Annotated in this window: 10 protein-coding genes; 2 read left to right on the top strand and 8 right to left on the bottom strand. The window is 71.2% G+C overall.

Annotation, left to right across the window (positions count from 1 at the left end; translation table 11 throughout):
* Positions 1-56: 56 nt before the first annotated feature.
* The 8 genes from rnc to IC63_RS04865 form a co-directional block, all read right to left on the bottom strand.
* Positions 57-746: a ribonuclease III gene (rnc, locus tag IC63_RS04900; RefSeq protein ID WP_036717428.1), complete on the bottom strand. Its 690-nt coding sequence runs from the start codon at positions 744-746 to the stop codon at positions 57-59.
* Positions 743-1,534, bottom strand: a complete 792-nt coding sequence (lepB, locus tag IC63_RS04895) for a signal peptidase I (RefSeq protein ID WP_036717425.1) — start codon at positions 1,532-1,534, stop codon at positions 743-745. Before lepB ends, rnc begins: the two co-directional genes overlap by 4 nt.
* Positions 1,535-1,590: 56 nt before the next feature.
* Positions 1,591-2,013, bottom strand: a complete 423-nt coding sequence (gene acpS / locus IC63_RS04890) for a holo-ACP synthase (RefSeq protein ID WP_036717423.1) — start codon at positions 2,011-2,013, stop codon at positions 1,591-1,593.
* Positions 2,010-2,834: a hypothetical protein gene (locus IC63_RS04885; protein WP_036717422.1), complete on the bottom strand. Its 825-nt coding sequence runs from the start codon at positions 2,832-2,834 to the stop codon at positions 2,010-2,012. Before IC63_RS04885 ends, acpS begins: the two co-directional genes overlap by 4 nt.
* A 22-nt stretch (positions 2,835-2,856) precedes the next feature.
* The gene (locus IC63_RS04880) at positions 2,857-3,591 is read right to left on the bottom strand and encodes a pyridoxine 5'-phosphate synthase (RefSeq protein ID WP_036717420.1); all 735 of its coding nucleotides are present in this window, start codon (positions 3,589-3,591) and stop codon (positions 2,857-2,859) included.
* A 32-nt stretch (positions 3,592-3,623) separates the two neighbouring features.
* On the bottom strand, positions 3,624-4,484 hold the full coding sequence (locus IC63_RS04875; RefSeq protein ID WP_232222512.1) for a 4-(cytidine 5'-diphospho)-2-C-methyl-D-erythritol kinase: 861 nt from the start codon (positions 4,482-4,484) through the stop codon (positions 3,624-3,626).
* Positions 4,481-6,424 (bottom strand): tetratricopeptide repeat protein, encoded by a 1,944-nt coding sequence (locus IC63_RS04870; RefSeq protein ID WP_232222511.1) that lies wholly within the window; start codon positions 6,422-6,424, stop codon positions 4,481-4,483. Before IC63_RS04870 ends, IC63_RS04875 begins: the two co-directional genes overlap by 4 nt.
* Positions 6,425-6,516: 92 nt before the next feature.
* Complete coding sequence (locus tag IC63_RS04865) at positions 6,517-8,172, bottom strand: electron transfer flavoprotein-ubiquinone oxidoreductase (RefSeq protein WP_036717418.1); 1,656 nt, start codon at positions 8,170-8,172, stop codon at positions 6,517-6,519.
* A 232-nt stretch (positions 8,173-8,404) separates the two neighbouring features.
* On the opposite strand from IC63_RS04865, the gene greA reads away from it, so the two are divergent.
* Together greA and IC63_RS04855 are read left to right on the top strand one after the other, a co-directional pair.
* Positions 8,405-8,875, top strand: coding sequence for a transcription elongation factor GreA (greA, locus tag IC63_RS04860; protein WP_036717417.1), 471 nt, complete (start codon positions 8,405-8,407; stop codon positions 8,873-8,875).
* A complete protein-coding gene (locus tag IC63_RS04855) occupies positions 8,868-9,776 on the top strand; it encodes a hypothetical protein (RefSeq protein WP_036717449.1) in 909 nt (302 codons plus the stop codon). Before greA ends, IC63_RS04855 begins: the two co-directional genes overlap by 8 nt.
* Positions 9,777-9,819 lie beyond the last annotated feature (43 nt).

Raw genomic sequence — 9,819 nt, 5'->3', positions numbered from 1 at the left:
TCGGTCATCTGGCCCTCACGCTGGCTGCGGGGTTCGGGTGGAAGTCGGGCATGCGATCACGGGATTTCCCCGATCAGGTCCAGCATCGCCTGGGCGGCGGCCTGTTCGATGCTGCGCTTGGTGCCGGTGCCGCTGGCGTCGGCCTGGCGGCCGTCATCCAGCGTGACGGTGATGCGGAACAGCGGCGCGTGGTCGGGGCCGCTGCGCTCGGCGATCTGATAGCGCGGCGGAGCCATGCCCTGCGCCTGCGCCCATTCCTGCAGCGCCGTCTTGGCGTTGAACGCGGCCGCCTCGGCGCCCGCGATCCGGTCGCCCCACAGCCGCAGGATCATCGCGCGGGCGGGCTCGAACCCGGCGTCCAGATAGACCGCGGCGATCACCGCCTCCATCGCGTCGCCCAGCAGCGCGTCCTTGCGCCGCCCGCCGGTCATCATCTCGGACCGGCCGAGCTTGAGCACCTCGCCCAACCCGATCTGGCGGGCGATGTCGGCGCAGGTCTCACCTCGCACCAGCGCGTTCAGGCGGGGGGCGAGCTGCCCCTCGGTCGCGCCGCGATCGGCGCGCAGCAGCGCCTCGGCGATGGTCAGGCCCAGCACCCGGTCGCCCAGGAACTCGAGCCGCTGATTGTCGGGCCGGGTGGCCGAGCTGAGGCTGCCGTGGGTCAGCGCCCGGATCAGCAGCGCCGGGTCGGCAAAGTCGTGCCCCAACCGGCGCTGGAACGCCACAAGATCAGCGGACAGCTTCACCTGACCGCGTGGAAGAAGCGGTCCGGCCGCCACGTCCAGAAATACAGCAGCGACGATCCGGCGGACGAGAACATCACCCGGTCGGCGCGGCCGATCAGGTATTCCGCGGGCACGAAGCCCAGCCCCCCGGCGATGGCCGGCACGCGGCTGTCTTCGGAATTGTCGCGGTTGTCGCCCATGAAGAAATAGTTGCCCGCCGGCACCGTGAAGACCGGCGTGTCGTCCAGCGGCCAGCCATCGACGATGTTCAGCACGTCATGGGCGACGCCGTTCGGCAGGGTCTCGGTAAAGCGCTGCTTTTCGCAGGCGCCGCCCTCGGCCACGGGTTCGTTGAAACAGCGCGGCAGGGTGCGGCCCGGCCCCTGCGGCAGCTTGGGTTCGGTGAAGACGCCGTTCGCGGTCTGCGGGACTGGCTGGCCGTTCAGGATCACCTGCCCGCCGGTGACCTGCACCGTGTCGCCCGGCAGGCCGATCACGCGCTTGACGAAATCGACGCCGCGGGTCGGGTGGCGGAACACCACCACGTCGCCGCGTTCGGGCTGACGTTCCAGGATGCGCCCCGGGATCGGGCACAGCGAGAACGGGCAGGAGTGGCGCGAATAGCCATAGGCCATCTTGTTGACGAACAGGAAATCGCCGATGAGCAGCGTGTCCTTCATCGACCCCGAGGGGATCCAGAAGGGCTGGAAGAACAGCGTGCGAAAGACGCCCGCGATCACCAGCGCCCAGAACACGGTCTTGACCGTTTCCCAGATGCCGCCCTGTTCCTTGGCCGTGCTGCGCGCCATGTCGTGTCCTTCGTCGATCTTCTGGCCGGGTTCTAGGGCAGGGTCGGGGCGGGAAGTCAAGCGCCGCCTAGGCCCGCTGGCGGCAGCGGCAGCGCCTCGATCACCACGAAGGCCTGCGCCCAGGGGTGGTCGTCGGTCAGGGTGACGTGGATCGCCGCCCGGTGGCCCGCGGGCGTCATCGCCGCCAGCCGTTCCGCCGCCCAGCCAGTCAGCGCCATCGTCGGCTGGCCCGAGCGCAGGTTGCTCACCGCCATGTCCCGCCAGGCGATGCCCATCGCAAGCCCGGTGCCCAAGGCCTTGGAGCACGCCTCTTTCGCCGCCCAGCGCTTGGCCAGCGTCGCGGCCTCGTGCGGGCGGCGGGCGGCGCGGGAAAGTTCGGTGTCCGTGAACACCCGCTTGCGGAAACGGTCGCCGTGGCGGTCCAGCACCCCGGCCACGCGGTCGATGTTGCACAGGTCGGTGCCGATGCCGAGGATCATGGCGCGGCCTCGGGCGCGTCGCCAAAGGCCCAGTCATAGACCCCGCCCGCCCAGCCGCTGATCCGCCCATAGCTGCCGCCCGGCGAGACGTCGGGCAGCCCGTCGTACAGCCCGCGCGCGGCGTCCCAGGCGGCGCCGGGGCTGGACCGGACCATCTGCCACAACTCCTCGCGGGTGGGGGGCGTGAGGCCGCAGATCTCGTCGTCGGTCACCGGGTCGTCGGGGTTGAAGGCCGCGTCCAGCGCCCGCATCTCGCCCATCATCAGGCAGGCGTCGCGCAGCTCCCACGCGGTCGCCGCGGCGATGACGCCGACGCCGATCACCGGCAGCGCCTCGCCGGCCATGCTGGCGACGTTGCGGGTGGTGGCGACGGCGGTGCGGTGCGAGACGCGGGTGGCGGTGTCCTTGACTGCCTCGCGCGCGGCCATGCGCGTGCCGCGATAGGTGACGGGGCTGTCGGCCAGCTCGCGCGCCATGCGCGACTGTGCGGCGCGGCTGTCGGCGAGTGCGCGGGCGAGGTTGTCGGCGCGGCCGGTCACGGCGCGGCGCTCGGCCGCCTCGGTCGCGGCGCGGGTCTCGGCGCGGGTCAGGTTATCCGCCAGCCGGGCTTCCCGAGCGATCTGGCGGCTGTGCAGGGACCGGATGCCGGTCACGGTTTCCACAACGCCCGAGACGGCGGCAAAGACGGCGGGGACCACGGCCATGGCGATGCTCAGCGCCAGCGACCCGGCCATCAGCAGCATCATCAGCACCGACCACAGCCCGCCGAGTGCGGCGACGGTCCAGCGCAGGGTGCGGGCCAGCCGGCGCAGCATGGTCATGCGGCGAGAGCGGGGGTGGCGCTCATCCCCGCGCCATCTCCATCCGCCGCCTCATCTCGGCAATCGCCGGGCCAAGCCCAGTGAAGATCGACTCGGCGATCAGGAAATGGCCGATGTTCAGCTCGGCGAGTTCCGGGATCGCAGCGATCGGCCCCACCGTGTCGAAGGTCAGGCCGTGGCCCGCGTGGACCTCGAGCCCCAGCGAGGCGGCAAGCCTGGCGCCCTCGGCCAGACCGGCGAGTTCGGCGTCGCGGTCGGCCAGCCGTCCCTCGGTGTCAAGGTCGCAATAGGCGCCGGTGTGCAGTTCGACCACGGCGGCGCCGGCCTGCGCGGCGGCCTCGATCTGGCGGGGATCGTGGCCGATGAACAGCGACACGCGGCTGCCCGCCTCGCGCAGCGGGGCGATGTAGTCGGTCAGCCGGGCAAGGTCGCCGGCGACGTCCAGCCCGCCCTCGGTGGTGCGCTCCTCGCGCTTTTCGGGGACGAGGCAGACGGCGTGCGGGCGATGTCGCAGGGCGATCGCCTGCATTTCTGCCGTGGCGGCCATTTCCAGGTTCAGGGGGACCTTCAGCGCCTCGGACAGCCGGGCGATGTCGGCGTCCGAGATATGGCGGCGATCCTCGCGCAGATGCGCGGTGATGCCGTCGGCGCCGGCGTCCTCGGCCAGCAGGGCGGCCCGCAGGGGGTCGGGCCACGGCGTGCCGCGGGCGTTCCTGACGGTCGCCACATGGTCGATGTTGACGCCCAGTCGCAGCATGTCCGGCCCCCTTGCTTCGCGTTGCCGAAAGCCTAGCCCTGCGCGGGCGCGGGGGATAGCCCCGGGATGGTTTCGGTTGCCCGCACCCACCAGTCGCGGTGCGCGGCGGCAATCCGGCTTTCGGCGGCGCGGGCCGATGCCGCGTCGGGGAAGATGCCGAAGCAGGTCGCGCCCGACCCCGACATGCGGGAGAAGGTGGCGCCGGCCCGATCCAGCGCCGCCAGCGTGTCGGCGATGACAGGGGTCAGGCGGATCGCGGCGGGCTGCAGGTCGTTGCGGGTGTTGCGCAGCCAGTCGGTCAGCGCGGCCGCGTCGGGGGCCGCGGGCAACGGCGGCAGGCCCGGGTTGTCGCGGTGGGCCAGCGCGACGAACACCGCGGGGGTCGGCACCTCGACGCCCGGGTTGACCAGCAGCAGGTGCAGCGGCGGCAGGGTGAGCGCCGTCAGCACCTCGCCCACCCCCTGCATCCGCAGCGGGCGCGACAGCAGGCAGGCAGGCAGGTCGGCGCCCAGCGCCTGGGGGCGGTCGGGGGTGCGGCCCAGCGCCCGCAGCACCGCGGCCGCATCCGCGGTGCCGCCGCCCATGCCCGAGGCGGGGGGCAGGTGCTTCTCCAGCGTGATCGCGGCCTCGGCCCCCACCACCCGGGCGGCGCGCAGGCACAGGTTGTCGTCGCCGGGCGGCACCGCAGCGGCGAAGGGCCCGGTCACGGTCAGCGACAGCTTCCCGGGCGAGACCGTCACCCGGTCGCCCAGGGCGGTGAACACGACCAGCGAGTCGAGCAGGTGATAACCGTCCCCGCGCCGGCCGGTCACATGCAGCGCCAGGTTGATCTTGGCCGGCGCCGGCTGGGCCGGGCCAGTCACGGCGGGGCCAGTCACGGCCTGAGCGGTCACGGCTTCGGCGGCACCGGCTCGGACCCGGGGGCGGGGGCGGCCGGGGCATCGCCCGCGGGTTCCGTCGCCGCCGTCTCGGCCGGCTGGCCAAAGCCCGAGGGCAGCTTGCCGCCATTGGCCTTTTCCGCCGCCAGCACCGCGTCCAGCCCGACCTCGAGCTTGGCGCGGATGCGGTTCAGGTCGGTGTCGGTGTCCTCGGGCTTGTAGAGGCTCTGCGCCCGCTTCCACTGGATCTCGGCCTCGCGCTTGCGCCCGACCATCCAGTAGATGTCCCCCATGTGGTCGTTCACCAGGCTGTCGTCGGACATCGCCGACACGGCCTTTTCCATCGGCTCGACCGCCTCGGCGTAGCGCCCCAGCCGGTAATAGGCCCAGGCCAGCGAATCGAGGATGTAGCCATCGTCCGGGCGCAGCGCGACGGCCTTCTTGATCAGGTCCAGCCCCTCGTCCAGCCGCACGTTGCGGTCCACCCAGCTGTAGCCGAGATAGTTGAGGATCGGCGCCTGTTCCGGCTGCAGCTTCAGCGCCGCCTGGAAATCGGCGTCGGCGCGGTCGAACTGGCGGGTGCGTTCCAGCGCGATGCCGCGGGCATACAGCGCGAACCAGCTGGCCTGCGGGTCGTCCTCTTTCTGCAGGAGGTCCAGTGCCTTGTCGTAAGCGGGCACGGCATCGGCGAACTTGTCCTGCTGGCGCAGCAGGTCGCCCAGCGCGACCCAGGCGCTGGCCAGCTGAGGATAGGCGTCGGTCAGCTTGCGGGCGGCGGCCTCGGCATCGGCCTCGCGGTCGGCCCGGGCCAGCGTGTCGATGCGGGCCAGCTCGGCTGCCGGGCGCATCTCGCCCAGGGTGCGCAGCGCGTCGAATTCCCGTTCGGCCAGGTCGAACTGGCCGGCCGATTGCAGCAGTTGCGCGACCAGCAGCCGCGCCTCGGGCATGTCTGGGGACAGATACTGGCCCAGCCGCGCATACAGCAGCGCCAGCGGGTCGGTATCCTCGCCGCCCATCAGCGCGCCGCCGAAGGTGATCAGCACCTGCGCCAGCCCGTCGGCCGGGGTCGCGACCACGTCGAAGGGCACCCGTTCGCCCGCGACCAGCCGGTCGCGCAGCTTCTTCAGCTGCGGCTCGGTTTCCAGCGCGTCGACCTCGTCCAGCAGGGCGATCGCCTCGTCGTTGCGTTCCAGCTGCGACAGCACCTGCGCCCGGGCGAGGATGCCCAGCAGGTGCCCGGACGCCTCGGGCCGTTCCAGCCCCTTGGCCGCGGCCTCGTAATCGCCGACGCTGGCCTTGGTCAGCGCCAGCTGGAACTGTGCCATCCCCTGCGCGCCCCGCTGCTGGGACAGCTTTTCCAGCGTCGCGAACGCCTCGGAGGCCTTGCCGGCGCCCATCTGCGCCCAGGCCCGCGTCATCCCGTCCAGCAGCGGACCGGGGCCGCCGGGGCGCGAGGGCGTCTTGTCCAGCATCGCCAGGACCCCGGCCCAGTCGCCCTTCTTGGCCAGCTCGATCCGCGTGACCAGCCCGGCCAGCTCGGTCGGGTCGCCCTTGTCGACCAGCCGCTGGGCCAGCGCCACGGCGTCCGCCATCTCTCCGGCCGAGACCATGGACACCAGCGCGCCGTCCTGCAGGAAGGCGTCGCTGTCATCATGCCCGAATGCGTCGCGGAAATAGCGCGAGGCGGCGACGAAGTCGTTCTTTGCCGCGGCCTGCCGGGCGGCCAGATAGGGGCCGGCGCGGCCGGGGATCGGCGCGACCGTGGTCGGGCGCGTGTCCAGCGCGACGTCCATGTCGGTCGCAAGCTGCGCCTGCCGGCCCGGCGCCGTGGGGGCGGCCTGCGCCAGCGGGGCGGGAACCGGCCCGGCGCGATCCTTGTCGTTCAGCGCCATCGCCGCCAGGGCGGCGGTCCCGGTCAGTCCGGCGGCAATCGCCAGCATCAGAATAGGCTTCATCGCAGGCTGCGGCCCCGCATCAAGAGTTCTCGGGCTGGACCCTAGCGGCTGCCGCGCCCGGCGGCAACGCCACCCCGCAATCGTGAACGGCCTCACATATTGGGATAGTTCGGCCCGTCGCCCCCCTGCGGGGTCGTCCAGACGATGTTCTGGGACGGGTCCTTGATGTCGCAGGTCTTGCAGTGGACGCAGTTCTGGAAGTTGATCACGAACCGCGCGCCCTCGGGGACGCTGGCATCCTCGACCACCTCATACACGCCGGCCGGGCAGTAGCGCTGCGCCGGTTCGGCATATTCAGGCAGGTTCACCCGGATCGGGATCGTCGGATCCTTCAGCTTCAGGTGGCAGGGCTGGCTTTCCTCGTGGTTGGTAAAGGAAAACGCCACGTTGGTGAGCCGGTCGAAAGACAGCTTCCCGTCCGGTTTCGGATAGTCGATCGGCTTGTACTTCGCCGCCTTGCCGGTGGCGGCGGCATCCGTCTTGCCGTGCTTCCAGGTGCCCAGCAGGTTGCGGTTGAAGAGGTTGGCGAACCACATGTCCGCGCCGCCCAGCATCAGCGACCCGATCATGCCGGTGCGCGACCAGCTGGGCTTGACGTTGCGCACCCTCTTGAGGTCGCGTGCGATGGGGCCCGAGCGCACCTCGGCCTCGTAGTCGGTCAGTTCGTCGCCCTCGCGCCCCGCGGCGATGGCGGCGGCGGCAGCCTCGGCGGCGGCGATGCCCGACAGCATGGCGTTGTGGTTGCCCTTGATGCGCGGCACGTTCACCAGCCCCGCCGAACAACCCAGCAGCACCGCCCCCGGCACGGTCAGTTTCGGGATCGACTGCCAGCCGCCCTCGCTGATCGCGCGCGCGCCATAGGCCACGCGCTTGCCGCCCGCGAGCAGCTCGGCCACCATCGGGTGATGCTTGAAGCGCTGGAACTCGGCGTAGGGATACAGATACGGGTTGGCGTAGTTCAGGTGGACGACGAAGCCGATGAACACCTGGTTGTTCTCGGCGTGATAGATGAAGGACCCGCCGCCGGCGTTCTTGCCAAGGGGCCAGCCCATCGTGTGGATGACCGTGCCTTCCTTGTGCTTGGCCGGGTCGATTTCCCAGATTTCCTTCATGCCGATGCCGAATTTCTGCGGCTCGTGGCCATCGGACAGGGCGTATTTCTCGATCAGCACCTTGGCGAGGCTGCCGCGCACGCCCTCGGCGATGAAGACATACTTGCCGCGCAGTTCCATCCCCGGCTCATAACCGGGGCCGGGGGTGCCGTCGGGGTTCTTGCCCATCTCGCCGGCGACGACGCCGGCCACGCGGTCGCCGTCCATCACCAGCTCGGAGGCGGCCATGCCGGGGAAGATCTCGACGCCCATCCCCTCGGCCTGTTCGGCCAGCCAGCGGCAGACATTTCCCATCGACACGATATAGTTGCCGTGGTTCGACATCAGCCGCGGCATCGGCCAGTTCGGGATGCGGACCGACCCGCCCTCGCCCAGCACGACGAAGCTGTCGCTGTGGACCTCGGTGCGGACGGGGGCGCCCTTTTCCTTCCAGTCCGGGATCAGCGCGGTCAGCCCCGAAGGGTCCAGCACCGCGCCCGACAGGATGTGGGCGCCGACCTCGGAGCCCTTTTCCAGCACCACCACGTTCAGGTCGGGGTCGATCTGTTTCAGGCGGATCGCGGCGGACAGGCCGGCCGGCCCTGCGCCCACGATCACCACGTCGAATTCCATAGATTCGCGTTCGATCGTCGTCATGGCGGCTCTCCTCGGGCTGGCTCTGATCGCTGTCGGGCTTCGACATAGGCAAGTTTTCGGCGCGAAACAATCATGACGCGACGCGCCGTTTTCGCGCAACAGGTGAACCCTGCGGCGACACGTCGCCCATTCCGTGCTCGCGGCTTGCCTCGGGGCGCGGGCTGGGTCACGATGCCGCCCGAACTCGCGCCCCCGCCCCGACAGGCCGGGGGCGTTTGCGCAAGAGGACGCGATGGAAAAGATACCGATGACCCGTGCCGGCTTTGACCAGCTGGACGAGGAACTGCGCGAGCTGAAGGGGATTGAACGTCCCGCCGTGATCCGGGCCATCGCCGAGGCGCGCGAGCATGGCGACCTGTCGGAGAACGCCGAATACCACGCCGCCCGCGAAAAGCAGTCCTTCGTCGAGGGCCGCATCAAGGAGCTGGAGGTCATCATCTCGCGCGCCGAGGTGATCGACCCCTCCAAGCTGTCGGGCAGCGTCAAGTTCGGCGCCAAGGTTACCGTGGTCGACGAGGATACCGACGACGAAAAGACCTTTCAGCTGGTCGGCGAGCAGGAGGCCGACCTGGAACGCGGCCTGTTGAACGTGCGTTCGCCGCTGGCCCGGGCGCTGATCGGCAAGGACGAGGGCGACAGCGTCGAGGTGCAGACGCCGGGCGGGCAGAAATCCTACGAGATCCTGTCGATCCGCTATGAATGATTTGCGGGACCGGCTGCGCGACCTGACCGACCGGCGCGACCGCGCGTCGGTGGTGGGCGTCGCCGTGACGGCGATGTGGCTGCTGCTGGTGGTGCTGTTCTGGCTGTTCGGCCCCGACGGTACGCCGCAGGGCGGGCTGGCGCGGCTCGCGTCCATCGTGGGCGTGCTGCTGCCGCCGGTGCTGATCTGGACGGCCGTGGGCATGGCCCGCGCCATTGCCGACCTGCGGGCCGAGGCGGTCACGCTGCGCGCCCGGCTCGAGGCGGTGCGCCCGCTCGCCGATGATCCGGCCGCCGCGCTGCCGGTGACGCCCGGCCTCGCCGCGGCGGCCAGCGTCCGCCCCGCCGCCGCCGCCCGGCCCGCGCCCCGCGCCGCCGAGCCGCGCCGCGACGCGCAGCAGACCGACCTGCCCTTCGAGCAGCCCCGGCCGGTCGAGATCTCGCCCGCCGACCTCGTCGCGGCGCTGAACTTTCCCGACGGTCCCGACGATCACGCGGCCATCGCCGCGATGCGGACGGCGCTGACCGATCCCGAAACCGCGCGCACCATCCGCGCGGCGCAGGACGTGGTCACCCTGCTGGCCAAGCACGGCGTCTACATGGACGACCTCGACCCCGCGCCGGCTCCGGCCGGAGCGTGGCGGCGCTTCCTGGACGGACAGCGCGGGAACGCCGGCGCGCTGGCCGCCATCAATGACGCGCAGGCGCTGGATGCGGCCGCGACGCTGATGCGGGGGGACGAGGTGTTTCGCGACGCCGCCCATCACTTCCTGCGGCAATACGACAGGACCCTGACCCGTGCCGCCCCCGGCATGGACGACGCGGCGCTGGACGCAGCGATCCACACCCGGTCGGGCCGGGCCTATGTGCTGCTGGCGCAGGTGGCGGGGGTGTTCGGCTGACGCTCTGGCGCTGACCGGGGGGCGATGACCGGCCGGGCGAGGG

Source organism: Paracoccus sphaerophysae (assembly GCF_000763805.1).
Taxonomy (GTDB): domain Bacteria; phylum Pseudomonadota; class Alphaproteobacteria; order Rhodobacterales; family Rhodobacteraceae; genus Paracoccus; species Paracoccus sphaerophysae.
Note: the sequence above shows the minus strand (reverse complement) of the source record. Positions and strands in the feature narration are given on the sequence as shown.

Excerpts from the sequence above, each read along its gene's own strand:
- lepB (WP_036717425.1), bottom strand. The coding sequence starts at position 1,534 with ATGGCGCGCAGCACGGCCAAGGAACAGGGCGGCATCTGGGAAACGGTC.
- acpS (WP_036717423.1), bottom strand. The coding sequence starts at position 2,013 with ATGATCCTCGGCATCGGCACCGACCTGTGCAACATCGACCGCGTGGCC.
- IC63_RS04885 (WP_036717422.1), bottom strand. The coding sequence starts at position 2,834 with ATGACCATGCTGCGCCGGCTGGCCCGCACCCTGCGCTGGACCGTCGCC.
- IC63_RS04880 (WP_036717420.1), bottom strand. The coding sequence starts at position 3,591 with ATGCTGCGACTGGGCGTCAACATCGACCATGTGGCGACCGTCAGGAAC.
- IC63_RS04870 (WP_232222511.1), bottom strand. The coding sequence starts at position 6,424 with ATGAAGCCTATTCTGATGCTGGCGATTGCCGCCGGACTGACCGGGACC.
- IC63_RS04865 (WP_036717418.1), bottom strand. The coding sequence starts at position 8,172 with ATGACGACGATCGAACGCGAATCTATGGAATTCGACGTGGTGATCGTG.
- greA (WP_036717417.1), top strand. The coding sequence starts at position 8,405 with ATGGAAAAGATACCGATGACCCGTGCCGGCTTTGACCAGCTGGACGAG.
- IC63_RS04855 (WP_036717449.1), top strand. The coding sequence starts at position 8,868 with ATGAATGATTTGCGGGACCGGCTGCGCGACCTGACCGACCGGCGCGAC.